This is a genomic window from Candidatus Delongbacteria bacterium (genome assembly GCA_041675285.1).
Classification (GTDB): domain Bacteria; phylum CAIWAD01; class CAIWAD01; order CAIWAD01; family CAIWAD01; genus CAIWAD01.
Genome location: JBAYTZ010000012.1, coordinates 58,493 through 83,962 on the forward strand (window position 1 = coordinate 58,493; position 25,470 = coordinate 83,962).

At 66.3% G+C, this 25,470-nt stretch carries 29 protein-coding genes and 1 pseudogene; 18 read left to right on the forward strand and 12 right to left on the reverse strand.

What is annotated here, in order from left to right; all coding sequences use genetic code 11:
• Window positions 1-84: 84 nt before the first annotated feature.
• From WC326_12010 to WC326_12030, 5 genes are all read left to right on the forward strand, one after another.
• Window positions 85-507: a PIN domain-containing protein gene (locus WC326_12010; GenBank protein MFA7331785.1), complete on the forward strand. Its 423-nt coding sequence runs from the start codon at window positions 85-87 to the stop codon at window positions 505-507.
• Entirely contained in the window at window positions 504-764 is a 261-nt protein-coding gene (locus WC326_12015; protein MFA7331786.1) for a toxin-antitoxin system HicB family antitoxin, read from the forward strand. The genes WC326_12010 and WC326_12015 overlap by 4 nt, the downstream gene beginning before the upstream one ends.
• Window positions 765-970: 206 nt before the next feature.
• Complete coding sequence (locus WC326_12020) at window positions 971-1,192, forward strand: ribbon-helix-helix domain-containing protein (protein MFA7331787.1); 222 nt, start codon at window positions 971-973, stop codon at window positions 1,190-1,192.
• Window positions 1,179-1,445: a type II toxin-antitoxin system RelE/ParE family toxin gene (locus tag WC326_12025; GenBank protein MFA7331788.1), complete on the forward strand. Its 267-nt coding sequence runs from the start codon at window positions 1,179-1,181 to the stop codon at window positions 1,443-1,445. The genes WC326_12020 and WC326_12025 overlap by 14 nt, the downstream gene beginning before the upstream one ends.
• Window positions 1,446-1,452: 7 nt before the next feature.
• Entirely contained in the window at window positions 1,453-1,674 is a 222-nt protein-coding gene (locus WC326_12030; GenBank protein ID MFA7331789.1) for a hypothetical protein, read from the forward strand.
• Here the strand turns inward: WC326_12030 and WC326_12035 are convergent.
• The 5 genes and pseudogenes from WC326_12035 to WC326_12055 all read right to left on the reverse strand — a co-directional run bounded on the left by WC326_12035 (window position 1,590) and on the right by WC326_12055 (window position 4,098).
• Window positions 1,590-1,895 (reverse strand): CopG family transcriptional regulator, encoded by a 306-nt coding sequence (locus WC326_12035; GenBank protein ID MFA7331790.1) that lies wholly within the window; start codon window positions 1,893-1,895, stop codon window positions 1,590-1,592. The two genes, WC326_12030 and WC326_12035, sit on opposite strands and share 85 nt — an antisense overlap.
• Window positions 1,876-2,197, reverse strand: a pseudogene (locus tag WC326_12040) (BrnT family toxin). The gene WC326_12035 and the pseudogene WC326_12040 overlap by 20 nt, the downstream one beginning before the upstream one ends.
• A 192-nt stretch (window positions 2,198-2,389) precedes the next feature.
• Window positions 2,390-3,163, reverse strand: coding sequence for a hypothetical protein (locus tag WC326_12045; GenBank protein MFA7331791.1), 774 nt, complete (start codon window positions 3,161-3,163; stop codon window positions 2,390-2,392).
• Window position 3,164: 1 nt separating this feature from the next.
• Complete coding sequence (locus WC326_12050; protein ID MFA7331792.1) at window positions 3,165-3,590, reverse strand: hypothetical protein; 426 nt, start codon at window positions 3,588-3,590, stop codon at window positions 3,165-3,167.
• Window positions 3,580-4,098: an RNA polymerase sigma factor gene (locus WC326_12055; GenBank protein ID MFA7331793.1), complete on the reverse strand. Its 519-nt coding sequence runs from the start codon at window positions 4,096-4,098 to the stop codon at window positions 3,580-3,582. Before WC326_12055 ends, WC326_12050 begins: the two co-directional genes overlap by 11 nt.
• 261 nt (window positions 4,099-4,359) lie before the next feature.
• Between WC326_12055 and WC326_12060 the strand changes: the two genes are divergently transcribed.
• From WC326_12060 to WC326_12095, 8 genes are all read left to right on the forward strand, one after another.
• Entirely contained in the window at window positions 4,360-4,575 is a 216-nt protein-coding gene (locus WC326_12060) for a hypothetical protein (protein MFA7331794.1), read from the forward strand.
• Window positions 4,576-4,678: 103 nt separating this feature from the next.
• On the forward strand, window positions 4,679-5,176 hold the full coding sequence (locus WC326_12065; GenBank protein ID MFA7331795.1) for a rubrerythrin family protein: 498 nt from the start codon (window positions 4,679-4,681) through the stop codon (window positions 5,174-5,176).
• A gap of 4 nt (window positions 5,177-5,180) precedes the next feature.
• On the forward strand, window positions 5,181-5,642 hold the full coding sequence (locus WC326_12070; GenBank protein MFA7331796.1) for a hypothetical protein: 462 nt from the start codon (window positions 5,181-5,183) through the stop codon (window positions 5,640-5,642).
• Window positions 5,643-5,676: 34 nt separating this feature from the next.
• Window positions 5,677-6,738 (forward strand): zinc-binding dehydrogenase, encoded by a 1,062-nt coding sequence (locus WC326_12075; protein MFA7331797.1) that lies wholly within the window; start codon window positions 5,677-5,679, stop codon window positions 6,736-6,738.
• Between the two features lie 121 nt (window positions 6,739-6,859).
• Window positions 6,860-8,662, forward strand: a complete 1,803-nt coding sequence (locus WC326_12080) for a peptidylprolyl isomerase (GenBank protein MFA7331798.1) — start codon at window positions 6,860-6,862, stop codon at window positions 8,660-8,662.
• Window positions 8,663-8,885: 223 nt separating this feature from the next.
• Window positions 8,886-9,614 carry a CHRD domain-containing protein gene (locus WC326_12085; protein MFA7331799.1) on the forward strand — a complete coding sequence of 243 codons (729 nt, stop codon included), beginning with the start codon at window positions 8,886-8,888 and terminating at the stop codon, window positions 9,612-9,614.
• Between the two features lie 193 nt (window positions 9,615-9,807).
• On the forward strand, window positions 9,808-10,380 hold the full coding sequence (locus tag WC326_12090; GenBank protein ID MFA7331800.1) for a hypothetical protein: 573 nt from the start codon (window positions 9,808-9,810) through the stop codon (window positions 10,378-10,380).
• Window positions 10,381-10,391: 11 nt separating this feature from the next.
• Window positions 10,392-10,760 carry a hypothetical protein gene (locus WC326_12095; GenBank protein MFA7331801.1) on the forward strand — a complete coding sequence of 123 codons (369 nt, stop codon included), beginning with the start codon at window positions 10,392-10,394 and terminating at the stop codon, window positions 10,758-10,760.
• Between the two features lie 5 nt (window positions 10,761-10,765).
• On the opposite strand, the gene mfd is transcribed toward WC326_12095, so the two are convergent.
• The 7 genes from mfd to rpmH all read right to left on the reverse strand — a co-directional run bounded on the left by mfd (window position 10,766) and on the right by rpmH (window position 20,552).
• The gene (mfd, locus tag WC326_12100; protein MFA7331802.1) at window positions 10,766-14,074 is read right to left on the reverse strand and encodes a transcription-repair coupling factor; all 3,309 of its coding nucleotides are present in this window, start codon (window positions 14,072-14,074) and stop codon (window positions 10,766-10,768) included.
• Complete coding sequence (locus tag WC326_12105) at window positions 14,055-14,627, reverse strand: RsmG family class I SAM-dependent methyltransferase (GenBank protein MFA7331803.1); 573 nt, start codon at window positions 14,625-14,627, stop codon at window positions 14,055-14,057. Before WC326_12105 ends, mfd begins: the two co-directional genes overlap by 20 nt.
• A gap of 16 nt (window positions 14,628-14,643) precedes the next feature.
• Window positions 14,644-16,677, reverse strand: a complete 2,034-nt coding sequence (mnmG, locus tag WC326_12110) for a tRNA uridine-5-carboxymethylaminomethyl(34) synthesis enzyme MnmG (protein ID MFA7331804.1) — start codon at window positions 16,675-16,677, stop codon at window positions 14,644-14,646.
• Entirely contained in the window at window positions 16,674-18,011 is a 1,338-nt protein-coding gene (mnmE, locus tag WC326_12115) for a tRNA uridine-5-carboxymethylaminomethyl(34) synthesis GTPase MnmE (protein MFA7331805.1), read from the reverse strand. The genes mnmG and mnmE overlap by 4 nt, the downstream gene beginning before the upstream one ends.
• 6 nt (window positions 18,012-18,017) lie before the next feature.
• Window positions 18,018-19,844, reverse strand: coding sequence for a membrane protein insertase YidC (yidC, locus tag WC326_12120; protein ID MFA7331806.1), 1,827 nt, complete (start codon window positions 19,842-19,844; stop codon window positions 18,018-18,020).
• Between the two features lie 13 nt (window positions 19,845-19,857).
• Window positions 19,858-20,079 carry a membrane protein insertion efficiency factor YidD gene (gene yidD, locus WC326_12125; GenBank protein MFA7331807.1) on the reverse strand — a complete coding sequence of 74 codons (222 nt, stop codon included), beginning with the start codon at window positions 20,077-20,079 and terminating at the stop codon, window positions 19,858-19,860.
• Between the two features lie 326 nt (window positions 20,080-20,405).
• Window positions 20,406-20,552: a 50S ribosomal protein L34 gene (gene rpmH / locus WC326_12130; GenBank protein ID MFA7331808.1), complete on the reverse strand. Its 147-nt coding sequence runs from the start codon at window positions 20,550-20,552 to the stop codon at window positions 20,406-20,408.
• 157 nt (window positions 20,553-20,709) lie between these two features.
• Here rpmH and hrcA point away from each other — a divergent pair, with 157 nt between their 5' ends.
• From hrcA to WC326_12155, 5 genes are read left to right on the forward strand one after another with little or no spacing between them, the layout of a single operon-like run.
• Window positions 20,710-21,795 carry a heat-inducible transcriptional repressor HrcA gene (hrcA, locus tag WC326_12135; GenBank protein ID MFA7331809.1) on the forward strand — a complete coding sequence of 362 codons (1,086 nt, stop codon included), beginning with the start codon at window positions 20,710-20,712 and terminating at the stop codon, window positions 21,793-21,795.
• Window positions 21,792-22,406 carry a nucleotide exchange factor GrpE gene (locus WC326_12140; GenBank protein MFA7331810.1) on the forward strand — a complete coding sequence of 205 codons (615 nt, stop codon included), beginning with the start codon at window positions 21,792-21,794 and terminating at the stop codon, window positions 22,404-22,406. The genes hrcA and WC326_12140 overlap by 4 nt, the downstream gene beginning before the upstream one ends.
• Window positions 22,403-23,539 (forward strand): molecular chaperone DnaJ, encoded by a 1,137-nt coding sequence (gene dnaJ / locus WC326_12145; protein ID MFA7331811.1) that lies wholly within the window; start codon window positions 22,403-22,405, stop codon window positions 23,537-23,539. Before WC326_12140 ends, dnaJ begins: the two co-directional genes overlap by 4 nt.
• Window positions 23,540-23,545: 6 nt before the next feature.
• Complete coding sequence (locus tag WC326_12150) at window positions 23,546-24,064, forward strand: helix-hairpin-helix domain-containing protein (GenBank protein ID MFA7331812.1); 519 nt, start codon at window positions 23,546-23,548, stop codon at window positions 24,062-24,064.
• Between the two features lie 11 nt (window positions 24,065-24,075).
• The gene (locus WC326_12155) at window positions 24,076-25,461 is read left to right on the forward strand and encodes a hypothetical protein (protein MFA7331813.1); all 1,386 of its coding nucleotides are present in this window, start codon (window positions 24,076-24,078) and stop codon (window positions 25,459-25,461) included.
• Window positions 25,462-25,470 lie beyond the last annotated feature (9 nt).

Here is a 25,470-nt window from a genome sequence, read left to right on the forward strand (position 1 = left end):
GGATTCTTGGACCCGCCGCGCAGTCAGCGCACACAGCAACCATTCCGGGCTTGACTCTCTGGTTGGTATCGCCTATGATACCACATGCACCGAGTCGTCCTCGACACCAACGTGATCGTTTCCGGGTTGCGCTCGCGCGGCAGCGCCTCGCATGAAGTGTTGCGCCGTGTGGCAGACGGTTCGTTCGCGCTGGTCTTGTCCGTGCCGCTGGCCATCGAGTACGAGTCCGTGCTGAAGCGCGACACGGGCGGCTTGGGCTTTCGCGCCCAGGATGTGGATGTCGTGGTGGATTACTTGTGCTCCGTGGCGGAGCATCGCAGCATCTGGTTCCTCTGGCGGCCCATCTTGCCGGACCCCAAGGATGACATGCTGCTGGAGCTGGCCGTGGAGGCGGGTTGCGACACCATCATCACGTTCAACACCCGGCATTTCGGCTTGACCGCGCGGTTCGGCGTCCGCACCGTGACACCCCGGGAATTCCTGACAGCCTTGAGGAGCTCCACATGAGTACCATCAGCCTGCGTCTCTCCGACAGCCTGCACGAACAGGTGAAGCTCATGGCCGCGCGGGACAAGGTGTCCATCAATCAGTTCGTGGCCACGGCGCTGGCCGAAAAGCTCTCTGCCCTGCTCACCGAGGAGTATCTGGGCGCCCGCGCCGCCCGCGGCAATCGTGCCGCCTATGATGAGGTGCTGGGCCGCGTGGCCGAGGCTCCGCCTCCCCCGGGCGACGCCTGGCCTCCGGATCCGGCGGGCAAGGGCTGACCGGCACGGACTCTGCCACGCCGGTCGCCAATTCGATTCCGCATGGACACGTCGCGTCTTCCCGTGAGCCCCGCCCCGCCCGGTTGCGGCCCGGCACCGACCGAAGGGTTGAACACAGCCGGGGGTGATTGTGAGCGTGCACTAAAAACGTCTTGACGTCATGGCGCCCAAGCGCTACTCTGCCGCCTCCAAACTTGGAGAGTGGCATGAAGCGCGCAACCATCTACCTCGATCCCGACCTGCATCAGGCGCTGAAGGTCAAATCCGCCTACACGCGGCAGCCCGTTTCCCTGCTGGTCAATGAGGCCGTCCGCTCCTTTTTGTCCGAGGACGCCGAGGACCTGGCAGCCTTTGAAGAGCGCGCCAGCGAGCCCGTGTTGAGCTACGAGGATCTGCTCAAGGACTTGCAGGCCCATGGCAAGTTATGAGCTGGTGGTGCGCGAATCGGTCGCCAAGGACTTGCGCGCACTGCCCAAAGTCGACGTGGAGCGCGTCCTCCATCGCATCAACGCACTGCGAGAAGATCCTCGGCCCGTGGGCTGCGAGAAGCTCTCCGGCCTGGAGCGCTACCGCATCCGCCAGGGTTCCTACCGGATCATCTACGAGATCGAGGACAGGATTCTGGTGGTGTGCGTTGTCAAGGTGGGCCATCGGCGCGACGTGTATCGCCCGGCGCGTTGATCTGGCCGTGGACGCGAACGGCGACACCATCGTCACGTTCAACACTCGGCATTTCGGCTTGATCGTGCGTTTCGGCGTCCGCGCCGCGACACCCCGGGAATTCCTGACAACCTTGAGGAGCTCCACGCGCGCCAACCGGGCCGCCTATGACGAGGTGCTGGGCCGCGTGGCCGAGGCTCCGCCTCCCCCGGGCGACGCCTGGCCGCCGGATCCGCTGGGCAAGGGCTGAGGAGTGCGCTCCAGCATTTGGGCGATCCACACTTTGATGATCGATTGGCGCGTGACACCCACGCGGCGCGCCTCCTGGTCCAGGGATTCGATCATCCAGACCGGGAAGTCCACGTTCACCCGGCGCAATTCCTGCCCCGGGCGCCGGGCGCGCGTCAGGTCCAGGGCCGGAGCTACGTTTTCACCCCGATCGAATTTCCTGTCAAGCGTTTTCGCCTTCATACCACGCCCTTTCCTCCGCGCGTGCCCTTCGCACGGAAATGATGCGGATTCCTCCGGCGCGGCGCGCATAGATCGCCGCCCAGTGCTTTCCATCTACCTTCGCCACCAGTAGCCAGTGCGCCTCGTCCTCGGTGCGGGCAGGGATTTCCAGCCGCATTTCATCCAGCCACAGATCCTGTGCCCGCAGGAAATCGATCCCGTGCTTCTGGGCATTGGCGATACTCTTGGCGGCATCGAATTCGAACTCCACCTCTCGCCTCGCGTGAGTAAAAATGACACCGAAATGGGGTGGAAACAAGCATTGCATCGACTCAGATGAAAGGGAAGGTTCTGGCAGTTGGAAAAGAAAGACGGTGTCCGTCAAGCCGATTTGACCAACCGAGGCAGATCGCCACGGCGGAGGACGCGGATGACAGTAAGTGAATGAGCGAACAGCGAGCGCCCCGACCGGGGCGCTCGTCATTCGTTATGTCGAAGAAAGAGGTGGTCTACGGTCAGGGCAGACGGTAGACCACGGTCGTCGGAGCAACCTCGCCTTGCCAGTACAGGCGCCGCCACATCAGGTAGGGCGTGCCGTCGTGGTCGAAACGGGCCGTGGGGGCGGGATCCGTGCGCAGGATTTGGGCGCCCTTGGGCAGCCGCACTTTGCGCCAGACCAGGCGATCATCGGGAAAGTCGCCGGCGAAGCTTAAGGAAAGGCCTTCGGCGGTCTTGCGCACGCCCCCCTGGGCGCGGCGGCTGGTCAAGCGCGCCGATTCACCCGGCGCCACCGGCACCGCCAAGGCGATGGTCAGCATGCGCCGCTTGGCCTTGGGGTTTTCGGCCAGCCCGGGCTCGAGCTTGGTCTTCAGGCGATTTCCGAAACCATCCAGGTACTCCACGGCCAGGGCGCCCTCCGCTTCGTGGGGCGCGATGCCGAAGCTCACCTCGGTGAGGGCCTGCGGTCCCGGGTTGCTGATGTCGAAACTATCCCAGGCCAGCACACTACCATCGCTGCGCACCTCTTCGTACTTGTGCAGACTGCGCAGATTCTCCGGCTTCGTGGCTGCGCTCAGGTCGCCCTTGCGGCCGTCCACGGTCTGGATCTCATCCTCGCCGAGTTCCAGCAGTTCGGCCCCGGACTGAAGCAGGTAGCTACCCGGCGTGATCCGCACCAGTTGGCCCTTAATGGTCTTGCCGCTCGCGAGTTGCACACTGTGCTGCGGGGGCGTCGCCAGCGCCAGCGTTGCCGCCAGCGCCAGCATCAGGCTCATCGACAAATACCGCATTTCACTCTCCTCCCATGTTGAAATAGCCATCGGGCAGCTCCAGTCGGCCGGGAGCCAGCTCGCGCACCACGCCCACCCGCTCGCCCAGGCGCGGGGCGGTCACCAACCCGCGGGACCCGGCGGGACGGATCAGGCCCGTCTCGTCCGCGCCGGGTCCACTTAGCCGGAACACCATCAGCGCCAGCACGGCCGCGGCTGCCAGGGCCAGCCAGCGGCGCCGCCTCGGCCGGGCCAGCGGAATGGACAATCCCGCGGGCAGCTCGCCCAGCGCGGCCCGGGCCAATTCGCGCAGGGCCAGCCGCTGCTCCTGCAAGTGGCGCAGTTCCGGATCCGCCGCACATTCTTGTCGGAAAGCCTCGGCTGCCGCCGGCTCCAGCTCGCCATCCAGGTAGGCCTCCAGCTCGATGGGCCAGTTTTCACGCGCCATGACCGCGTCTCCTCAGTTCGATTTGCAGCCGCCGGACGGCGTGGTGCTTGCGCGAGGCCACGGTGCCGACGCTGATTCCCAGCACAGCGGCCACCTCCAGGTAGCGCAACCCTTCGATTTCCGTCAGGTGGAAGACCGTGCGCTGTTCCTCCGACAAGCCGGCCAGCGCCGCGCGCAGGTCCGCCCGCAGGTCCTTCGCCTCCAGTCGCCGATCCGGCCACTCTGCCTCCGGCGCCAACGCTGTTTCAGCCAGATCCTGATTCTCGCCCAGCGCCATCACCACGCGTTGCCGGACAGTCCGGTGCCGCAAGTGGGACAAGCCAAGGTTCCGCGCGACGGTGAACACCAGCGCCAGGCCCGCGCCGGGCTGGTCGTGCAGCTTGAGCAGGAGGTCCTGGGTCAGGTCGCGTGCCGCGTCGGCGTCCCCCACCAACGAGCGCAGGTAGCGATAGACCCGTCCGGCAAGCTGGACCGTGCTCGGCGCGCGGGGCTCGGAATTCTCTGGCAAAACGACGACCTCACTTGCTTGCTCATAGGAAAGGACGCGGGTCGGCGGATTTTCTTCAATCCGCGGGGCAGGGTCGGCGCCCGCGGGCCCGCGCAGGGGCCTCCCGTGTCCAGCGCTCTTGACAAGATCCTCGCATCTACCGAAACTGCAATCACTTCCAGGCGCCGGGTTCCGCCAAGTCCCCGCCGCCCCGCGCCAGGTCCCCGCTGGCGGCACTTCGAACAACCAGCGCGACAGGCATCCAAGGGTCGGGAGGCTCAGGTGTCGTGGTTCAACGTCAACCGTCCCAAGACGGTGAAGCCGGGCCGGAAGGAGCGCCCTTCCGGCAAGGGCGGCTCGGCCTTTATCCGTGCCAAGGAGCCGCGCACACTGCCCGGATTCCCGGACGCCCCGGATGACCGACAGGCCCCCGCGCGCGAGCCCCGCCCCCCGGCGCAATCGCCCCCCGACGCCCCCGACGGCAACGTGTTCCGCTGATCCTCCTCCCGCAGTGCTTCCGCCCGCTCTTCCGCGCCCCTGCTTTGCCACATTTCCGCGGCCGCGGGAACCCCTGTCCGTGGCCCATCCAACAGGAGACAGCATGAGCGACACCACCCACGACCTGAAGGAGGCCTTCGGCGGCGAGAGCCAGGCCAACCAGAAGTACCGGGCCTTCGCCCGGCAGGCGGACAAGGACGGTTTCCCCAACGTGGCCCGGCTGTTCCGCACCACGGCGGAGGCGGAGCGCATCCACGCGGAAGGCCACCTGGCCTCCCTGGGCGGCATCCAGGGCACGGCGGAAAACCTGCAGGTCGCCATCGACGGCGAGACCTTTGAGTTCGAGAGCATGTATCCGCCCATGCTGGAGCGCGCGTTGGCGGCTGGCCACAAGGCCGCGCGGATGTTCAAGTTCGCCGTGGAGGCGGAGGCCGTGCACGCCCGGCTCTACCAGGCGGCGCTGGAGGCCGTGCGCCAGGGCCGGGACCTGGAGGCCAGCGAGTTCTATCTCTGCCCGGTCTGCGGCCACATCGAGTTCGGCAAGCCCGACGCCTCCTGTCCGATCTGCGGCGCCAAGGCCGCGGCCTACGTCCAGGTCTAGCCGCGTGACACAAGCACGCGACGCGGATCCCGGACGGCTCTGGCAGGACGAGTTCTGTCGTGTCACAGCCGCGGACTTTTGCGCCTGGCCGGGCTATCTGATTCTGCGCCTGGTCGGGCCGGAGCGGTCGCTGGGCGGGCTCTCCGCCGCCGAGGCCGCCGCGCTGGGTGCCACACTGGCCCGCACGGCGCGCGCACTGGAGCGGGCCACGGGCGCCGAGCGGGTCTACTTGTTGTCCTTCGCGGAGGTGGATCGGCAGCTGCATTTCCACCTGTTGCCCCGGACGCGCCTGCTGGCGAACTGGTGGGCTGCCTCGTGCGGGCAGGACCCGGCGGCGGCCGTGGATGGGCCGGCCCTGTTCCAGTGGGTGCGCGCCACTTGTCTCACGGCGGCGGATCTGCCCGCCGGCGCGCCGGCGCGGGATGAGATCCTGGCGGATTTGCGGCGCGAGTTGGCCTCTTTGTGATACACGAATGGCGGGCAGCAAATCGGAGGAGCCCATGAGGGCCGTCGTCATTCCCCGCCACGGCGGACCGGAAGTGCTTGAGCTGCGCGAATGGCCGCGACCGGCGGCGCCGGGTCCGGGTCAGGTGCGCGTGTCCGTCCGGGCCGTGGGCCTGAATCACCTGGACCTCTGGGTGCGCCGCGGCCATCCGGGGCTCCACGTGGAGCTGCCCTTCATTCCGGGCAGCGATCTGGCCGGCGTGGTGGAGTCCGTGGGCGAGGGCGTGACCCGTGTGCGGGCCGGGCAATCCGTGGTGGCCTATCCGGCCCTCTTCTGCCATCAGTGCGCGGCCTGTCTGGCCGGACGCCAGAACCACTGCCGCAGCTACGCCATCCTGGGCGAGAACACCCCCGGCGGCCTGTGCGACGAGATCGTGCTGCCCGAACGCAACCTCTTTGCCCTGCCCGAGGGCCTGAGCTTCGCCCAGGGCGCGGCCTTTCCCCTGGCCTGGCTCACCAGTTGGCACATGCTGACTCGCAAGGTCGTCCTGAAGCCCGGCGACTGGGTGCTGATCCAGGCCGCGGCCAGCGGCACGGGCGTGGCCGCCCTGCAAATCGCCCGGCTCTTCGGCGCGCGGGTGATCGCCACGGCGGGCAGCGACGAGAAGTGCCGGCGCCTGCTCGAGTTGGGCGCCGAACACGTGGTCAACCTTCGCTCCGGCGAGTTGCGGGCCCGGGTCAAGGCGGTCACCGGCGGGCTGGGTTGCGCCGTGGTGCTGGACCACCTGGGGGCCGAGACTTTCACCCAGTCCCTGGGCTGCCTGGCCCGCGAAGGCAGCTACCTGACCTGCGGCGGCACCACGGGGCCGGAGCTGCGCTTCGACGTGCGCCACCTTTTCATCAAACACCAGCGGATCATCGGGTCCACCATGGGCGACGTGGGGGATTTCCAGTCCGTGTTGGCGCACATGGGCCCGCCGCCGGCCGCGGGCGCCCCGCTCCGCGGGCTCTGGCCCGTCGTGCACCGGGAGTTTTCGCTGGCCCAGGTGTCCCAGGCCCACGCCGAACTGGAAAACCGGCAGGCCAGTGGAAAGATTGTCGTGAACTTGGAACTCTGAATCGCCGAGACGGCAGTTCTGTGATGAGACATTTCTCTTTGCCCAAGCCGCTCATTAACTTGAGCGGCTTTTTTCATGCAAGCCATGGTTCTATAGATGGATGGATAGGAGGGTACCGACCATGAGGGGAACCAAGTTGATGACCGTCCGGGCCACGCTCTTGACGCTCATCATCTTCACCCTGGCCACGGGCTGTGGCAAGAATCTGGAGAGCGCGGTCGCCACCGTGGGCGACGAGACGATCACCCTGCAGGACCTGCGCGACGAGATGGTGCGCCAGTTCCGCACGGAGCGCGAAGCCGCACGCAAGCCGCTGGAAGTCCGGGAAAAGGCCCTGGAATCCCTGGTGGAGCGGCGCCTGAAGGTGGCCGGCGCCCGGGCCGACGGCTATTTCGACAAGCCCGAGATCAAGGAGCGCGAGGAAAGCCTGCTCTCCGAGGCAATGATCAACCGGCTCTTCGAGATCGAGATCCTGGACAAGGTGATCACGGAATCGGTGCTCAAGGAGACCTACGACAAGCAGGGAACGGAAGTCCAGGCCGCGCACATCCTGTTGCGCTGGACGCCGGACAGCGCGGCCGTGCGCCAGCGGGCCCAGGAGATCGCCCAGGAGATCAAGGGCGGACTGGCCTTCGATCAGGCGGCGGAGAAGTACACCGAAGAGCCAAACGGCAAGGAGCGCAAGGGCGACCTGGGCTGGTTCAGCTGGGGCCGGATGGTCACCTCCTTCCAGGACGCCTGCTGGGCCTTGAAGGAAGGCGAAGTGTCCGCGCCGGTGGAGACCAACTTCGGCGTGCACCTGATCCACTTGACGGGACGGCGCCAGGTGGAGAACCGGCCGCCCTTCGAGGAGCAGAAAGAGACGCTGAAGGAGATGTGCCGCAACGCCATGGGCGAACAGGTCATGGCGTCCGGCAACGCCTATCTCGACGCGCTGAAGGCGGATTTGAAGTACACGCGCGACGAGGCCAAGGCCCAGCGCCTGCTGACCGACATCCAGGCCAACATGCAGCCGGAGCGCAAGCTGCAGGAAATCCTGACCAGCTTGGCGGACGGCGCCTGGAAGGGCCAGGAGCTGGCCACCTGGAAGGGCGGCGCGCTGGATCTGCCCGCCCTGGCCAAGGGCCTGGAGCGCAACTTCCGGCCGGCCTCTTCGCTGACCACGGCCAAGGACGTGCTGGACATGATCGACAACGCGGCCATCGTCCCCATGCTGACCCTGCGCGCCAAGGACAAGAACCTGGACGCCGACAAGGACGTCAAGAAGAACGTCAAGCAGCAGATCGAGAACATGGTGGTGATGACCTACGAGCGCGAGAAGATCAAGGGCACCATCAACATCACCGAGGAGCAGATCGCGGCCTGGTTCACGGGTCATCCCGAGGACTACATGCATCCGCAGAAGGTCGTGGTGCAGGAAATCCTGGTGGCCGACAAGCAGTTGGCCGATGATCTGGCCGCCCGCGCCAAGAAGGGCGAAAACTTCGGCAAACTGGCCAAGCAGTACACCGAGCGCCCGGACCGCAAGGGCACGGACGGCACCCTGGAGCCCTTCCAGGCGGGCCGCTACGGCAAGATGGGCGAGGCGGCGTTCTCCATGAAGCCCGGCGACATCAGCGACCCCTTGCCCATCGGTCGCAATTGGTCGGTGATCAAGATCGTGGAAATCCAGGCCCCCACGGCCAAGACCCTGGACGAGGCCCGGACCTCCATCCGCATGAAGCTGGAGCGCGAGGAGCGCACCACGCGGCACGACCAGTGGCGCGCGGAGATCGAGAAGAAGGTCAAGGTGGTCCTCTACAAGGAGAAGCTCACCCAGCTGTTCGCCGACATTGAGACCGAGGGCGACCAGCAGGCGGACGGCGGCGTGCCCGCCGGCAAGAAGAGCAAGAACGGCCGGCCCAAGCTGCCCGACGACTATTGATCCCTCGCCGGACAACCGACTCCCTCCAGCCCTCGCCCCGCGGCGGGGGCTTTTTTTACGCCGCCTGTGGCCACCCGGGGGAGGGTTGGTTAGAACGGTTCAAATTTCCACCCCAATAGCTTGCGTGATCAGGCGCCGCGTGGTATGTTTATAGAGGACTAAAAAAGTCCACAAAAACACACAGTCGAACACGAACCGCACACCGCGCAACCCGGAGGGAATCATGAAGAGTCTTCGCGCCCACATGTTTGGCGGCATGCTGGCCCTGTTGCTGGCGACGTCGTCCGCCCTGGCCCAGGTTTTCACCGCCACCCTGGAAGGAACCCAGGAGGTTCCGCCCAACGCCTCGCCCGCCACGGGCAGCATTCAGGCCGTGCTGACGGGAACCCAGCTGGTCGTCACGGGCTCCTTCGCCGGCCTGCTCGCCAACTACACGGCGTCCCACATCCACAATGCGCCCGCGGGCAGCAATGGATCCGTGGTGGTGGGCCTGACGCCGCAGCTGTCGTCCACCACGTCGGGAGATTATCTGGCGGCGTCCAACACCTTCACCCTGACGCCGGCCCAAGTGACCAACCTGTTTGCCGGCAACTACTACGTCAACGTGCACTCCACCGTGCTGCCCGGCGGCGAGATCCGTGGCCAGCTGCGCATTCACGACGAGCCCGTCGGCGCTCACGAGGAGCCCGCCCGCTTCACGTTGCAGGCCAATGCGCCCAACCCCTTCAATCCGTCCACGCTCATCCGCCTGAGCCTGGACGAGACGGGTCCGGCCCGCCTGGTGGTGCACAATCTGCTGGGCCAGCAGGTGGCCGTGCTGCTGAACGGCTTGCTGGAGCGGGGCGAACACGCCGTGACCTTTGACGCGGGCACCCTGCCCAGCGGCATGTACATCTACACATTGGAAGCCGGCGGGACGCGCGAGTCCCGTCGCATGTTGCTCGTTCGCTAGTGGTCTGTCGCTGATCGACAGACGCTGGTGGCGGGTTGTTGGGGGGGATGGGCCGGTCCGCATGGTGGACCGGCCCTTTTTTTGTCCGTCCCGGGGCTGCGGACGGGCGGAGTGCGCGAAAGCTCTTGCAAACCCGCCCGGCGATCGGCACCATCACACACGCGCCGATCACCTACGCCAGCCTCGAGGAAACATGAAGACACGTCGATGGGGATTGGGGCCGGGCCTCGCGGTGCTGGCTCTGCTGATCTTGCTGGGCTGTGGCGGGAAGGTGGACGAGCGGGCGGCCAAGGAGTTGGCGGCGCTGGGCCGGGATGTGTCCCTCACGGTCCTGCCGCCGGCGATCCGCAAAGGCGAGGAGCTCGGGTACTCGCCCCGGGAGGGTGCCCGGGTGATGGCTGGCCTGGTGGATCAGGGCCTGTTGTCGACCCGGCTGGGCGACGGCGAGGTCAGCCTGAGCCCTGGCTGGAAGGCCAGCCAGCGCGCCCTTTGGAAGCGGACCGTGCGCCAGTGCCGGGCCTGGTTGAAAAACCATCCGCAAAGCACGCCCCATGTGTTGTTCACCGAGTACCTGATGGGCACGCGGATGGTGGCCGCCGTGCACGTGCTGATCCTGGACAGCAACGGTCGGCTGGCCTATGGCCGCGCCCTGCACTCCAATGATCCGCTTTATGCCGAGATGGCGCCCATCGGCGAAGGCGACTGCACGAATCTGGTGTTGAGCGCCCTCCGGGCGGGCTTGAACCTGTCCGGCAACGCTCGCTGACGGGAGCTCCCATGACGACCCAAACCCGCATCCGCCTCGCCCCGGTGATCCTCTGTGCGCTCTACGCCGTGTTCCTGGCCGTGTTCGCGCTGGACGCCTTTGATCCGGACAAAGGCCGCTGGGCGCAATGGCTGGCCTTCGGCGTTCACCTGCTCCCCAGTGCGTTCATTTTGTTGGTGCTGATCCTGGCCTGGCGGCGCGAATGGGTGGGCAGCACGGTCTACGCCGGATTGGGGTTGGGCTACGTGTTCATGTGGAAGGGGCACTGGCTGAGCGAGGTGCTGGTGGCCGGTCCGCTCTTCCTGATCAGCCTGCTCTTCCTGTGGTCCTGGAGGTTGCGCCGGCGGGAAGCGCGGCGCACCATCGCCAGCCAGCCCTAACGCCCTCAGGTGCTGCGTCCGAGTTCCCGCAGCAGCAGGCGCGCCTGTTCCAGCTTGATGCCCCAGTCCATGCCCCGCTGATTCAAGACCAGCGCGACCCCGCCGGCCGTGGAGACCTGCACGGGCCAGTCCGGGCCCAGGTGGCGCAGCCCGGCCAGCCAGGCCTGCGCCGCGGTCTCGTCTTCCGCCGCCGGCTTGATGGTCAGGCGCTCGTGGCGCAGGTCCACCAGCGCGCAGCCCGCCGCCCGCCCCAGGGCCTGCAGCTCCACCAACTGGAACAGCATCCAGGCTTCCCGGGGCAGGTTGCCGAAGCGGTCGGCCACCTCGCCGCGCAGCCCCGCCACCTCGTCCACGTTCTGCACCTGCTGCAGCCGGCGGTAGAGATTGACGCGCTCGCCGGAATCCTCCACGTAGGTCGCGGGCAGCAGGGCGTCCACGGGCAGTTCCACCTGGCACTCCAGCCGCTGGGGCCGCTCCGTGGGCTCCAGCTCTTCCTTCATCTCCAGGATGGCCTCTTCCAGCAGGCGGTTGTAGAGCTCGTAGCCCACGGCGGAGATGTGGCCGCTCTGTTCCGCGCCCAGGATGTTGCCCGCCCCGCGGATCTCCAAGTCCCGCATGGCGATCTTGAAGCCCGAACCCAAGTCCGTGAACTCGCCGATGGTGTGCAGGCGCTTCTTGGCGTCCGGCGTCATGTCGAAAGCGGATGGCGTCAGCAGATAAGCGTAGGCTTGGCGGTGGCTGCGCCCGATACGGCCGCGCAGCTGGTAGAGCTGGGAAAGGCCGAAGGTATCGGCGCGGTTGACGATCATCGTGTTCACGTTGGGAATGTCCAGGCCGGTTTCGATGATCATTGTCGAGACCAGCACGTCGAAGTCCCGGCGCATGAACTGGTACATGACCTTTTCCAGCTGGGGCCCGCTCATCTGCCCATGGGCCACGGCGAAGCGGCCTTCGGGCACCAGCTCGCGCAGCTGGGTGATGATGGTGTCGATGGACTGGACCCGGTTGTGGACGAAATAAACCTGCCCGTTGCGGTCCAGCTCGCGCAGGATGGCGCTGCGGATCGCCTTGGGGTTGTAGGGCAGGATCTCCGTCTCGATGGGCAGGCGGTTGGAAGGCGGGACGTTCACCAGGCTCAGGTCGCGGATTCCCAGCATGGCCATGTCCAGTGTGCGGGGAATGGGCGTGGCCGTCATGGTGATCACGTCCAGGTTGGCCTTGAGCTGCTTGATGCGCTCCTTATGCAGCACGCCGAAGCGCTGCTCCTCGTCCACCACCAGCAGGCCCAGCCGGTGGAACTCCACGTCCTTGGAGAGCAGGCGGTGCGTGCCGATCAGCACGTCCACCTTGCCCTGTTTCAGCTCCGCCAGCACCTGGTGCTGTTCCTTGGCGGTGCGGAAGCGGCTCAGCACCTCCACGCGCGCGGGGAATTCTGCATAACGCGCACTGAAGGTGTTGTAGTGCTGTTGGGCCAAGATGGTGGTGGGCACCAGGATCGCTGCCTGGTAGCCGTTGTTCACGGCCTTGAAGGCGGCCCGGACGGCCACCTCGGTCTTGCCGAAGCCCACGTCGCCGCAGATCAGCCGATCCATCGGCCAGGAGGCTTCCATGTCCTCCTTCACGGCGGCGATGGCCGTCAACTGATCGCTGGTCTCCTCGAATTCAAAGGCCGCCTCCATCTCCCGCTGCCAGACTGTGTCGCCGCCAAAGGCCACGCCCTGACTCATCCGCCGGCGGGCGTAGAGCTCGAGCAACTCCTTGGCGATGCTCTGGATCGAGGCCTTGGTCTTGCGCTGGGTGCGCTCCCACTCGCCGCTGCCCAACTTGGACAGCTTGGCCGCCACGCCCTCGCCCGCCGAGTACTTCTCCACGTCGCGGAAATTCTCCAGCCGCACGTAGATCCGGTCGTTGTTGGCGTAGCGGATCTTCAACACCTCGCGCTCGTGGCCGTTGACCTTGAGCGTGGTCAGGCCCTCGAAGACACCGATGCCGAAGCGCACGTGCACGACGGTGTCGCCGGGCTCCAGGTTCTCGATCCTCCGCAGGGCGGTGGCCCGGCGAAAGCGCTTGATGTGCCGGCGCATGCGCGGGCGGCCGAAGATCTCGTGGTCCGTGTAGACCGCCAGCAGGGCGTCGTGGGACACGAAGCCCCGGTGCAGCGAGCCCACAGCCAGCGGCACGCGCGCGCGCGGCAGCTCCATCTCCTCCAGGATCTCGCTCAGCCGCTCCAGCTGCCCGTGGTTGTCGCAGAGGATGATGGTCTGGTAGCCTTCGTCGTGCAGCCCGCGCAGGTTGGCGGCCAGCAGGCTCAGGTTGCGCATGAAGGCTTCCTGGCTGCGGCTGCGGAAGTTGAGAACCTGCTCGTCGTCCGGGCGCCGGCTTTCGTGGAAGACCAGTCGGGGCCGGCGCAGCAGCTGTTCCACCAACTGGGCCGGCGTCACGTAGCGCCGCTCGGGCGGGGCCGTGTGGGCATGGTCGGGCAGCGCTTTCCAGGCTTGCAGAACTTCCTTGGCACCGTGATCCAGTTGCGCGCGCAGCACGTCCAGGGCCGGTCCGGCCACCAGCGCGTCTGCCCGCAGGAGCTGGAAGATGTCCTGGCCATCTTCGGGCGGCGCCTCATGGTGCAGGGCCAGGGTGACGCTGGCCAGCGGCTCGGTGCTGGTCTGCATGCCGGGGTCGAAGGCGCGGATGGACTCGATCTCGTCCCCGAAGAATTCCAGGCGGATGGGGAATTCCTGCCCCCATGGATAGAGGTCCAGGATGCCGCCGCGCACCGAGTACTGGGCGATGTCCTCCACCACGGACACGCGCTCGAAGCCGGCGGCTTCCAGCGACTCCAGCAGGGCCTCGCGGTCCAGCGCCATGCCGGGTTCCAGCAGGTGCAGGCCGCTGTCCAGTTCGCGCGGGTCCGGGTGGCGCTGGAGCAGTTGGCGCAGTCCGGCCACCAGCACCAGGGGGTCGCCCAGCCGCAGGCGGCGGTAGATCTCCACCTGCGCCGAGCGCTTTTCCAGCGGCAGCTGCTTTTCGTCGTAAGGGGCCAGCTCCACCTGGGGGAGCGCGAAGACGCGGTCCTGACCCAGTAGGAGGATCAGGTCGTCCGCCAGCTCCTCGGCCTCGCCCATGTCTTCCACCAGGATCAAGCCCGGCCGATCCTGCAGAAGGTGGGCCAGACAGAGCGCGCGCAGACTGCCGGAGACTCCGCCGGCTTCCACCAGGTGATGGGCGGCCAGGGATTCCTGCAGGGAAGAGAAAGGGCTCGAAGCGGCCAGTCGCAGCTGGAGGGCCTGTAGCGGATTAGCCGGCAAGGTATTCAAGGGCCACCTTTCCTGCGGAGAGCGGATGGGATCCCTGCAGGGTCAAGTCGTAGACGGCAGGCTGGGGCGACTCTTCCTGACCGGCAACCACCAGGTAGCGGGTTCCGGCGACGCGCCAGTGGCGAGTCCAGGCTGCCATCAAGCGCAAGTCTTTGAAAAACCTGCAGATAAACAAATCGGGCGGGGCCTCGGCGCGTACCTTCTCCACCCGGGCGTGCAGCACGCGGACGTGCTCCAGCTCCAAGGCCGCGGCGACGTCCGTCAAAAACTGACAGCGCTTGAGCCGGCTGTCCACCAGCAGCACGGGCTTGTCCGGGTGGAGAATGGCGACGGGAATTCCCGGCAAGCCGTTGCCCGAACCCAGGTCCACGATGTTGCGGGCCGCGCAAAGCGCAGGGAGTTCCCCCATGCGCAGGCAGGGGTCCAGTAATAGGGTGGCGAAGTTCTCCAGACCGGCGGTCGACACGAGGCCCAGCCGCTCGGATTGGTCGCGAAGTCGCTCTTCATAAAGGGCCAGGCGCTGGGTGGCCAGCCCGGGGGTATCGAGTTCCACGTGGAACGCTCCTTGTTCAGTCTGCCGGGGTGACGGCGTCTTCCTGGTGCTCGGGCGACGATGACGCCGGCGGACGGCGTTGCAAATGGACCCAAAGGGCCTGGATGTCCGTCGGGTTCACGCCCCCCACCCGCGAGGCCTGACCCAGGTTGCGCGGGCGGACCAGGCTCAACCGCTCGCGCGCCTCGGTGGACAGCGAGGCCAGCGACTTGTAGTCCAGCTCTTCGGGCAGCGGCACCTGTTCATTGCGGCGGAAGCTTTCCACGGCGCGGTGCTGGCGCTCCACGTAGCCCGCGTACTTGATGTCCACCTCGACACCGGCGATCAGGTCGTCATCCACTTCAGCGAACCAGGGCTCCGGCGCCGCCTGAAGCAGGGCGCTCAAACCCAACTCGGGTCGCTTCAGCCATTCTTGGGCCCGTTGCGTCGTGGAAGCTGTGAGATCTGGAGTCACAGCTGCTTGATCCTGCGAGCGCCCATTGGCTGGCGACGACGACGCCGCTAAAACCTGGGATTCCAGAGCGCGCCCGTTGATGGATGTCCGGGACAGCCATTCCAGCAACCGAGTCCGGACTTCCTGGCGTTGCAGGAAGCGCTCCCAACGCCACTGCTCCAGCAGGCCCAGTCGATGGGCAAGGGGCATCAACCGCTGATCCGCGTTGTCTTGCCGCAAGAGGAGGCGAAACTCAGCCCGACTTGTGAACATCCGGTAGGGTTCCGGCAATGGTTTATTGACCAAGTCGTCCAGCAGGACCCCGATGTAGGCCTGATCCCGCCCCAGCACCACGGGGTCCTTCTGGTCCAGCTGGGCGGCAGCATTGAGGGCGGCCAGCAGACCTTGGGCCGCCGCCTCCTCATAGCCGGAGGTGCCGTTCTGCTGTCCGGCAAAGAACAGGTTGCTTAGCCCGCGCAGACGCAGCGTGGCGTCCAGCTGCCAGGCCGGGAAGTAGTCGTATTCGATGGCATAGCCGGGCCGCGTGAAACGAACCTGCTCAAACCCGGGCACGCTGCGCAGGGCGGCCAGTTGCACATCTTCGGGCATGGAGGTGGAAAAGCCGTTGACGTACATCTCGCGGCCGGCCTGGCTCTCGGGCTCCAGAAACAGCTGGTGGCGTTCCTTGTCCGCAAAGCGCACCACCTTGTCTTCCACGGAAGGACAGTAGCGTGGACCCGTGCCCTCGATGCGGCCGGAAAAGAGGGGCGAACGGTGCAGGTTGTCGCTGAGGATCTCATGGGTGCGCGGGGTGGTCCAGGTCGCGTAGCAACACTGCTGGGGCAGGGAAATCAGGTTTTCGTAGAAGCGAAAGGGCGCCGGCTTGGCGTCACCCTGCTGCGCGTCGAATGCCTCGAAGCGGATGCTGGCGCGATCCACCCGGGGCGGCGTGCCGGTTTTGTAACGGCGCACCTCGATCCCTCGGCGGGCCAGCGCTTCGCTGAGCCCCAGTGCCGGCGGCTCGCCCGCGCGACCACCGGGAGAACGTGACTCTCCGACGTGTAGCAGGCCGTTCAAGAAAGTCCCGGCGCAGACGATGACCGCGCCGGCGCGGATCCGGACGCCGCCCGCCAATTCCACGGCCGTCACCCGATCGTGTTGCAGGATCAGGTCGGTCACCAAGCCTTGGCGCAGGTCCAGCCCGGGCTGATCCGACAAGGTCTGGGTGGCCAGTTGGGCGTAACGAAGCTTGTCGCTTTGGGCTCGGGGCGACCAGACCGCCGGCCCCTTGGAGCGGTTGAGCATGCGAAACTGGAGCCCCGCCCGATCAGCCAGCCGCCCCATCTCGCCGCCCAGGGCGTCGATCTCGCGCACCAACTGCCCTTTGCCCACGCCACCGATGGCCGGATTGCAGGACATCTGCCCAATGGTTTGCAGGGACATGCTGACGAGCAGGGTGCGCAGGCCCAGTCGGGCACCGGCCAGTGCGGCCTCGATGCCGGCATGTCCGGCGCCGGCCACGACCAGATCGTAGGCCGGGTCCGGCAAGTTCCACGTGGAACGACCCGGCTCAGTGGCGCCAGGATTGGCGCCCGGAGTGTCGGGGATGTGACTCATTTGCCCACGCAAAAGCGGGAGAAGATCAACGGGTACAAGTCGTCGAAATCCGCGCCGCCCACGATGGCGCCGACGGCCTCCGCTGCCTCGCGCAGGTCTGTGGCCGCCAGCGGACGATCCAGCCCCGCCGCGAGTGCCGCACAGAAGCGCCGCAGACACTGGGCCGCCAGGTCCACCAATTGCACGTGGCGGGCCTCCGTCAGCACCAGGTCCAGCGAGTGCAAATCCTCCGTCACCAGCCGCTGGTGTAGCGCGGCTTTCAGCTCTGTCAACCCGGCGCTGGTGAGGGCAGAGACGGCCAGTTCGCCCGGGCGCCGGTCCGTTTCCGCATTTGCCAGATCGGATTTGGTCAGCACGGGCAGACAGCTTGCCCGCTCCGTCAATTCGGGGATGCCGGACTGATGGGGGGCTCGCAGCAGCAGGATGACGTCCGCGGTTTCCAGCAGTTCGCGCGTCCGGGCGACCCCCTGGCGCTCCACCCGACTTTCGCTGTCCCGCAGCCCGGCGGTGTCCCAGAGGGTGACAGAGAGGTCCCCCAGGCGCAACTCCTGCGCTATGGCGTCGCGCGTGGTGCCTGGGTCTTCGTCCACCAGGACCCGGGAATCTTCCAGCAGCGCGTTCATCAGCGTGGATTTTCCGGCGTTGGGTTCGCCGGCCAGCACCACTTGGGCGCCGTGGCTGAGCCGGCCCAGTCGCCAACTGGCGCGCCAGGCTTCCAGCCGCTCGATGGCCGCGCCGGCGCGGCTTCGCAAGACAGCAACAGGGGTTGGATCAATCTCGTGCTCGGCGAAATCCAGCTCCGCTTCCACTAGGCTGAGCAGGTCCAACAGCTCCTGCAGGAGGACCTGCACGCGCCGGCCGGCGTCCCCCGACAGGCTGCGTAGCGCCAGGTTGTGGGCCAGTCCGCTGCGGGCCTCCACCAGTGCCCGTACCCCTTCGGCCTGGGAGAGGTTCAGGCGACCGTGTTCCACGGCGCGGCGGGTGAACTCGCCCGGTTCCGCCACCGCGGCCTCCTGGCGCAGGTCCGCCAGAAGCTCCTCCACCAGCCACGGCGAACCGTGCAGTTGGAATTCCACCACATCTTCGCCCGTGTAACTGTGGGGAGCATGAAAGGCGAGAACCACGGCCTGATCCAGTCGCCGGCCATCGGCGCGAGTCAGCCAGCGCCGACGCGCCCGCGCGTGCGGCAGGACGGCGTCGGAGGCGCCGCGCGATTCCAGGCGGCGCTGGGCCAGGGAAAGGGCTCGCGGACCGCTGAGCCGCACGATGGAGACCGCACCCACGCCAGGCGGCGTGGAGAGGGCCACGATGGTGTCACGCGCTTCGGACAGCATGGCACCTCAGGCCAGTTTGAGTTTCTTCCCCTTGGGGCTCTCCGGCGTGGGGGCGACGGGAGGCAGCGGGCCACCGGTCAACCACTGCTGCTGGACCGCCGAAAGGATGTTAAACAGCGTATAATACAGAGTCAGCCCTGAGGGCAACTGGTTGAAAATGAAGAGCATCATGATGGGCATCATGTACATCATGGCCTTTTGGTTCGGATCCGTCATGGACATCTTCATCATCACGTAGTTCGAGATGGCAAAGACGATGGCCAGCAGCGAGACGGTGTTGCCGTAAAGCGGCAGGCTGAAGGGCAGGGTGAAGATTGAATCCGGCACCGACAAGTCGGTGATCCAGCCCACGAAACTGGCGCCGCGCAGCTCGAAGGCGCCTCGGAACACGAAGTACAGCGAGAAGAGCAGGGGCATCTGCAGCAGGTTGGGCAGGCAGCCGCCGAAGGGGTTCACCTTGTGCTCGCGGAAGAGCTTCATCGTCTCTTCCTGCATCTTCTGCGGGTTCTTGGCATACTTGCGCTTGAGCTCCTCCTGGAGCGGGCGGATGCGCTGCATCTCCTTCATGCTGCGGTGGCTCTTGGAGGTCAGCGGCCAGACGGCCACCTTCACCAGAACCGAGAAAATCAGGATGATCACGCCGTAGTTGCTGATCACCAGATGCAGCTTGGTGAACACCCAGAGCACCAGCGCTGCGAAGGGTTTGATCAGCGGCCACATGAAGCCCATGAAGCCCAGGCTGGTTTTGGTCATGATGCTCTGCTGCAGCGAGGGGTCCATGTCGGCCAGGGCGTGCTTCTGCAGCGGACCCAGATACAGTGCGAAGCGCGAGTTAAGGGTCTGCTCCGCTGTCAGGGGCAGCTCCAGGGTGAACGCGTAGTGGCCGTGGGCCGTCGCGTCGCCGGGGTTGTCCTGGCGGCCCGTGAAGGTCACCTCGTCGGCCTTCTGGTCCAGCGGCACCAGGGCCAGCTCGAAGTACTTGTTGCGCGTGGCCACCCAGTGCACGGTCCCCTTGCGGGTCTCCGAGGCCTCGGCCTCCTTGCGGCCCAGCCGATAGCCTTCCAGCTCGCTGCCCACCAGGGCCAGCGCCTCGGTGTACATGTTGTCCTGGACGGGGCTGGACTCCGTCAGCGCCAGGCCGCTGTTCCAGTGCAGGCCCCAGCTGTGGTGCCGCAAGGGCTCGCTCAGGCCCGTCAGGGCGATGCCCACGTCCATGCGGTAACTGGAGCCGCGCAGCAGGTAGCGCTTGACCAGCTGTCCGCCGTCGCGCCCCGTGTAGGTGAAGACCAACTCCTGCTGCTGGTCCCCGTTCAGCGAGATCTGGTCCGGCGCGTCGCAGGCGAACAGGTAGTCCGTGGTTTCCACTTGGCGGCCGTTCAGGTTGAATTCGGCGCTCAAGTTGCCGGAGCCCTGCTGCAGCAGGACCACGGTGTCGCCCCGGTAGCTTTTCAAGCCCTTCAGCTCGTGGCTGACCAGGCTCGCGCCCCGGGTGCTGAAGACCGCCACGTATTGGTCGGTCTCCACGCGAATGGTTCGCTCGGGCCATTCCTGGGCCGGTGCTTCGAACACGGCGGCCAGCGGAGCGACGGCACTGTCCCGGTCGGCCACGGCGGGTGTGGGGGCGGACAGCGCGCTGCTGTCCGAGACGGCCGTCGAGGCGATCGGCGGGGCCTTCGCGGGCGGGGCCTCTTGCACCGTGGCTTGCTTGGCAGCCAACTCTTCGCTGGTGGGCATTCCCACCAGGCGGCGCCAGGTGTCGGTGCTCATGAAGAGAACCAGCAGGCCGATGATGATGAAGGCCAGGATGGTGCGCTTGTCGAGGCCCGGTTCCATGCGAACTCCTTGTTCAGGGCCGGTCGATGCCGCCCTGGGAAAATGGATTGCAGCGCAGGATGCGCCAGACTGTCTTGCCTAATGCTCGCAGAAAGCCGTACTTCTCGAAGGCTTCCAGTGCGTATTGAGAACAAGTAGGGGAGAATCGGCAACTGCTGGGAAAGAGGGGGGAGAGACTAGACTGATAGACGCGGATCAGGCCGCGGGCCACCAGTTTCAGCGGGGAAAATCCCATCCAAATCCCTTAGCAGATCCCGCCATTCGGGCCGCGCCGGGCGCGCGGAAACCGGATCTCCCCGCCGTCCGGCCCGCAGGAAGAGCAGGATGTCCGAGCCCGCCGGAAAACGCTCCCGATGGCGACGGTACAATTCCCTCAAGCGGCGCTTCTGCAGGTTTCGGGCCACGGCGTTGCCGAACCGCTTGGGAACAATGAAAGCGGCCCGGGGCCGCTCGGATGGAGACAAATAGACCGTAAGGTGGCGTCCGTTGCGGCGGCGTCCCGACTGGAGCAGTTCGCGAATCCGGTTGGCGTCCTTGAGGACCCGGCTTCGCGGCAAATGCTCATCGAGAGACACTGACCGTCAAACGCTTGCGCCCCTTGCGACGACGGGCGGAAAGCACCGCGCGACCGCCCGGGGTGGCCATGCGGGCACGGAAGCCGTGCTTGTTGCGGCGCTTGCGGTTGCTGGGCTGAAAAGTGCGCTTCATGACTCTGCTCCGAATCCGGATTTTCCGTTGACAAAGGCCCTGAGTTTACCAACCTGAGTCTGGGAATGCAAGGTGCTCAGCCTCAACAAGTTCCGGCGGGCTTGACTGCCTTGGGCCATTCCTCTATAATCGTGGTCCGAGGAGGACGAATTCGCCCATGTTGCGTGGCCCCTTGCCCGTGTTATCCGCCCTGCAGGTTCCCGGTCTGACGGAACGGGAAGCCCTGGTGCTTCGGCATGTCATCCACAGCTTTGTGATGACGGCCAATCCCGTGGGGAGCCGCACGCTCTCCAAGCTGGATGGGCTGGATCTCAGCGCGGCCACCATTCGCAACGCCATGGCGGATCTCGAAGACAAGGGCTTGCTGGCCCATCCCCACACCAGCGCCGGGCGCATTCCCACGGACGTGGGGTATCGCGTCTACGTGAACTATCTGATGATCCACGAGCAGATCTCCCACGAAGAGCGGCAACTGATCCAGCAAAACGTGGACGAGCTGATGCCCGACGTGGAGGCCATCCTGGATCGGACGGCCCACTTGCTTTCGCGCATCGGGCGCAACCTGGGCGTGGTGCTGGCGCCGGCCTTCGAGGAAGGCGTGCTGGAAAGCCTGGACCTGGTACCGCTGGGCGGGACGCGCGTGCTGGTGGTGATCACCGTCGCTTCGGGCCTGGCCCGCACGGTCACGCTGGAGATCGAGAGTCGCGTGGATCCGCCCAACCTGCAGCGCGTGGGTCGGCTGATCCAGCAGCGGCTGGTGGGGCTCACCTTCCGCCAGATCCGCGAAACCATCCAGGACCGGCTAGGCGACTTGAAGGACGCCGCCGGCATCGCCCGGCTCTTCCTGGATTCCACCGAGCGGCTCTTCGCCCCCAGCGCCACCCACGGCGTGATCCTCGACGGTGCCCGCAATCTGCCGGACATCCCGGAATTCCGCGAAGACGGCTTCCGGGGCATTCTTGAGATCTACGAAGACCGCGACATCATCATGCACCTGTTGAACAGCCAGGTGGGAGAAGACCTGAGCGTGCGCATCGGCCGGGAACATACCGAGGAGCGCGCCGCGGATTGCAGCCTGATCACCGCGTCCTATCGCCTGGGCAGCCTGACGGGAGCCCTGGGCATCATCGGACCACGCCGGATGAACTACTCGCGCCTGATGCACCTGGTGCGGTACACGGCGGACCTGATCAGCAGCCGCTTTCCCCGCGAGACAGACAAGGAGCCGGACACCAGCGAATGAGCAAAGCGAAGAAAACCCATCCCCTGGACCCCTCCGCGGGCCTGAACGAGTCGCAGTCCGGTGGCGCCGGGCCGACGGGCACGGAGGTCGGCGCGAACACCAACGGCACGGCCGAGGCCTGGACGGAAGAGACGCCCTCCCTGGAGGAACCTGCGCGCCCCGAGGCGGGCCCGTGGCGGGACGAGCTGGCCCAGAGCCAGGATCGGCTGCTGCGCCTGCGGGCGGAATTCGACAACTACCGACGCCGCACCCTGCAGGACGCCCTGCGCGTGCGCGAACAAGCCGTGGACCGGGTGGTGCTGGCCCTGTTGCCGGCCCTGGACGATCTGGAGCGCGTGAGTGCCCAGGCCGCCACCGGCGCGGCCGATCCCGAAGCCTTGCGTCGCGGGGTGGACCTGGTACTGGCCAAATTCCATGCCCAGCTGGAGCAGGTGGACGTGCGCGTCTTCGAATCCAAGGGGCAGCCCTTCGACCCCCTGCAACACGAGGCGCTGACCACGCGCCAGGATCCCGCCCAGTCCGAGGACGTCGTGCTGGATGAATTGGTGCGCGGCTACCGGCGCGGCGAGGCGGTGATCCGCCACGCCCAAGTTGTCGTGAACAAGCCGTGAACACGACCAAGCGCGACTACTACGAGGTGCTGGGCGTCGCCCGGGACAGCTCGGTGGCCGACATCAAGAAGGCCTACCGCAAGCTGGCGCTCAACTTCCACCCCGACCGGAGCAAGGACCCCGAGGCCGAGCAGAAGTTCAAGGAAGTCTCCGAGGCGTACTCGGTGCTGTCCGACGAACAGAAGCGGGCCCAATACGATCGCTTCGGGCATGCCGGCCCCCAGAACATGGGCGGGCCGGGCGCTGGCGGCCAGGACTTCGATCCCTTCGACCTGTTCCGCTCCTTCTTTTCCCAAGGCGGCGGTGGCGGCTTCGAGGAGTTGTTCCGCGGCGGCCGGCAGGGGCCGGAACGCGGCCGGGATGTGCAGCTCACGCTGCCCCTCACCCTGGAAGAAATTGCTCTGGGCGTGGAAAAGCGCCTGAAGATCAAGATCCAGACGCCCTGCGCCACCTGCGGGGGCAGCGGCGCGGCCGACAACACCAAGCCCGAGGCCTGTCCGGTCTGTCACGGCCAGGGCCGGGTGCGCCAGGTGACGCGCAGCTTCCTGGGCATGATCGAGAACATCGTCATGTGCCAGAATTGCCACGGCGAAGGCAAGGTGGTGCGCAACCCCTGCCGCACCTGCCACGGCACGGGACTGGAAAAGGGCGAGACCACGGTGGTGATCAAGGTTCCCGCCGGCGTGGAGGAAGGGAATTACATCCGCCTGCGCGGCCAGGGCAATCACGGCCCACGGGGGACCGCGCGCGGGGACATCGTGGTGGTTCTCAAGGAGATCGAGCACGATCAGTTTGAGCGCCAGGGGGACGACATCCTGCTGGAGTTCGCCATCCCCATCCCGCTGGCGGCCCTGGGTGGCGAGCTGCGGGTGCCCACTCTGGGCGGCGAAGTCAACCTGAAAGTGCCGGCGGGCACCCAGAGCGGCACCACGTTGCGCCTGCGCGGCCAGGGCGTGCCGGGTCGGGGCGGGCGCAAGGGCGACCAGTTGGTGCGCGTGCACCTGTACACTCCGCAGACCTTGGGGACCGAAGCGCGCACGCTGTTCGAGAAACTGGCCGGCCTGCCGGAAATTTCGCCCACCGGCTCGGGCAAGGGCTTTTTCAAAAAGGTGATGAGCCACATCTTCGGCTGACAGCGCATGTTCAAGCCGGGATTGGTAGTTTTGAAACCGTTGTTGACACCTGCGGAACGCTCCAGTCTGGCCGTGCTTTTTTCTCTGATTGCGGCCGGTTATCTGGTGCTTGGCTGGCGCTATTGGCGCGAGCCGGAACGTCCGGTGACGCTGAACCGCCAGGACGTTGCCTTCGTCCAGCAGGGCGTGCGCGTCTTCCAGAGCGCGCCGGCGGACAGCGGTCAACCCGCAGCTGCCGGACCCAAGCCGGTGCTTCGTACGGGCCCGCTGGATTTGAACCGGGCGGACAGCCTGGCGCTGCTGGATCTGCCCGGCATCGGCCCCACCAAAGTGGGCGCCATGCTGGAATGGCGTCGCCGGCACGGGCGCTTCCGGCAGGTGGACGACTTGTTGAAAGTCAAGGGAATCGGCCCCGGAACCCTCAAGCGGCTGCGGGACCAGGTGCGGGTTGCGGATGACAGCAGTGTGCCCGGGAAGGAGCGGGGGCCAGGAGAGACCCCTGCCGCCGAACCCGGCGCCAAATGATAGGAGCGCCCATGGCGTCCGTGCAGAAGCCCTCAAGCGGCAGTTGGGTCCTCAAGGGGATCATCGCCGCCCTCATCGTGATCCTGATCTACTCCATCTATTCCCCCAACCAGCAATGGAAGCAGCAGGGGCGCGATGAGGTCCTCGCGCGGCAGCGCATGGAGAACCTGTACAACGCGGGCAATCTCTACTTCTTCCTCACGAAGCACTTTCCCAAGTCCATCGAAGAGATCGTCGCCGTGCTGGACACGGCCCGCGTGGACGCCGAGCCCGCGCACTTCGAAATCGAACCCAAGCAGAACATGAACCTGCTGGCGGAGCGCGAGGATCTGCTGAAGGTCGAGTACCGCTCGGCCCAGGAAGAGGCACGGCTGGTCCAGCTGCAGACCCTGATCCGGGACAGCCTGCTGATCACGCTGGAAGACACCATGCGGATCGCCAGCTTCGAGGTGAAGGATCTGGGCTCCCGGCAGGCGCTGGGCGCCGACGGCACGGCCAAGACCATCTATCAATACCGGATCTGGGGTCAGATGAAGCCCCTGTTCGCTGGCATCGGCTCGGACACCCTCTGCCTGGATTCGGAATTTCCCATCACGGTGATCAAGCGCAAGGCCGGCGAGTTGAGTCGCGATTTGTGGGCCTCCACCCAGGGCACCTTCATTCCGCGCGCGGACGGCAGCTTCTTTGCGCCGGGCCAAACCGTCAAGCAGCCCGTCAAATCCTACAGCCTGAGCTTGCCCTTGACCGAGATTGGCGTTTGTCCCACGACGGGCAAGCCCTTCGTTCTCAAGCATGTGGGCAAGTTCAAATACAAGGGCAGCTACGGCTTCACCGTGGACGGCGCGGGCGAGCCGCTGACCACACTGGCGCAGAAGCAGGCCTTCCTGGGCGCCCTGCGCGATCAGGCCTCCGGCGCCTTGGGCGCGATCTTCGGCGCCATGGCGGACAGCGCCATGAAGGCCGGCGACACCCAATACCGCATTCCCGACGACGTGAAGACCAGCATCACCGTGCGCGAAACCCTGGCCGTGCTGCCGAAAATCAAGCCCGGGATGGCGCTGGCCGCCGCGGCGGAGCAGAGCCAGATCGCCGGGTTGGACTCCCTCGACTTCTACACCTCCGATGCCAAGCGCGGGGAAATCCTCTTCCCCGAATTCCAGGGCCACGCGGCGGACGCCTTCAGCAAGCTGCTGGAGGACGCCGGCGTCCAGGGCCTGGTCCAGCGCGTGAAACTGCAGGGTGCATTTGAGCCCGTGCAAATCGACACCGTGGGCATGGCCGTGGTCAGCCCGATCACCGGCACCGAGACCTTCCAGAGCGGTTGGAAGCGGATCTTCGAAGTGAATCCGCCCGCGAACCACGGGCAAATCTACAACGGCACCAAATCGTGGGAGTGATCAACCAAT

Coding starts and splice junctions, on each gene's coding strand:
- WC326_12010 (MFA7331785.1), top strand. CDS start 85: ATGCACCGAGTCGTCCTCGACACCAACGTGATCGTTTCCGGGTTGCGC.
- WC326_12015 (MFA7331786.1), top strand. CDS start 504: ATGAGTACCATCAGCCTGCGTCTCTCCGACAGCCTGCACGAACAGGTG.
- WC326_12020 (MFA7331787.1), top strand. CDS start 971: ATGAAGCGCGCAACCATCTACCTCGATCCCGACCTGCATCAGGCGCTG.
- WC326_12025 (MFA7331788.1), top strand. CDS start 1,179: ATGGCAAGTTATGAGCTGGTGGTGCGCGAATCGGTCGCCAAGGACTTG.
- WC326_12035 (MFA7331790.1), bottom strand. CDS start 1,895: ATGAAGGCGAAAACGCTTGACAGGAAATTCGATCGGGGTGAAAACGTA.
- WC326_12045 (MFA7331791.1), bottom strand. CDS start 3,163: ATGCGGTATTTGTCGATGAGCCTGATGCTGGCGCTGGCGGCAACGCTG.
- WC326_12050 (MFA7331792.1), bottom strand. CDS start 3,590: ATGGCGCGTGAAAACTGGCCCATCGAGCTGGAGGCCTACCTGGATGGC.
- WC326_12065 (MFA7331795.1), top strand. CDS start 4,679: ATGAGCGACACCACCCACGACCTGAAGGAGGCCTTCGGCGGCGAGAGC.
- WC326_12075 (MFA7331797.1), top strand. CDS start 5,677: ATGAGGGCCGTCGTCATTCCCCGCCACGGCGGACCGGAAGTGCTTGAG.
- WC326_12080 (MFA7331798.1), top strand. CDS start 6,860: ATGAGGGGAACCAAGTTGATGACCGTCCGGGCCACGCTCTTGACGCTC.
- WC326_12085 (MFA7331799.1), top strand. CDS start 8,886: ATGAAGAGTCTTCGCGCCCACATGTTTGGCGGCATGCTGGCCCTGTTG.
- WC326_12090 (MFA7331800.1), top strand. CDS start 9,808: ATGAAGACACGTCGATGGGGATTGGGGCCGGGCCTCGCGGTGCTGGCT.
- WC326_12095 (MFA7331801.1), top strand. CDS start 10,392: ATGACGACCCAAACCCGCATCCGCCTCGCCCCGGTGATCCTCTGTGCG.
- mnmG (MFA7331804.1), bottom strand. CDS start 16,677: ATGAGTCACATCCCCGACACTCCGGGCGCCAATCCTGGCGCCACTGAG.
- mnmE (MFA7331805.1), bottom strand. CDS start 18,011: ATGCTGTCCGAAGCGCGTGACACCATCGTGGCCCTCTCCACGCCGCCT.
- yidC (MFA7331806.1), bottom strand. CDS start 19,844: ATGGAACCGGGCCTCGACAAGCGCACCATCCTGGCCTTCATCATCATC.
- yidD (MFA7331807.1), bottom strand. CDS start 20,079: ATGGGATTTTCCCCGCTGAAACTGGTGGCCCGCGGCCTGATCCGCGTC.
- rpmH (MFA7331808.1), bottom strand. CDS start 20,552: ATGAAGCGCACTTTTCAGCCCAGCAACCGCAAGCGCCGCAACAAGCAC.
- hrcA (MFA7331809.1), top strand. CDS start 20,710: ATGTTGCGTGGCCCCTTGCCCGTGTTATCCGCCCTGCAGGTTCCCGGT.
- WC326_12140 (MFA7331810.1), top strand. CDS start 21,792: ATGAGCAAAGCGAAGAAAACCCATCCCCTGGACCCCTCCGCGGGCCTG.
- WC326_12150 (MFA7331812.1), top strand. CDS start 23,546: ATGTTCAAGCCGGGATTGGTAGTTTTGAAACCGTTGTTGACACCTGCG.
- WC326_12155 (MFA7331813.1), top strand. CDS start 24,076: ATGGCGTCCGTGCAGAAGCCCTCAAGCGGCAGTTGGGTCCTCAAGGGG.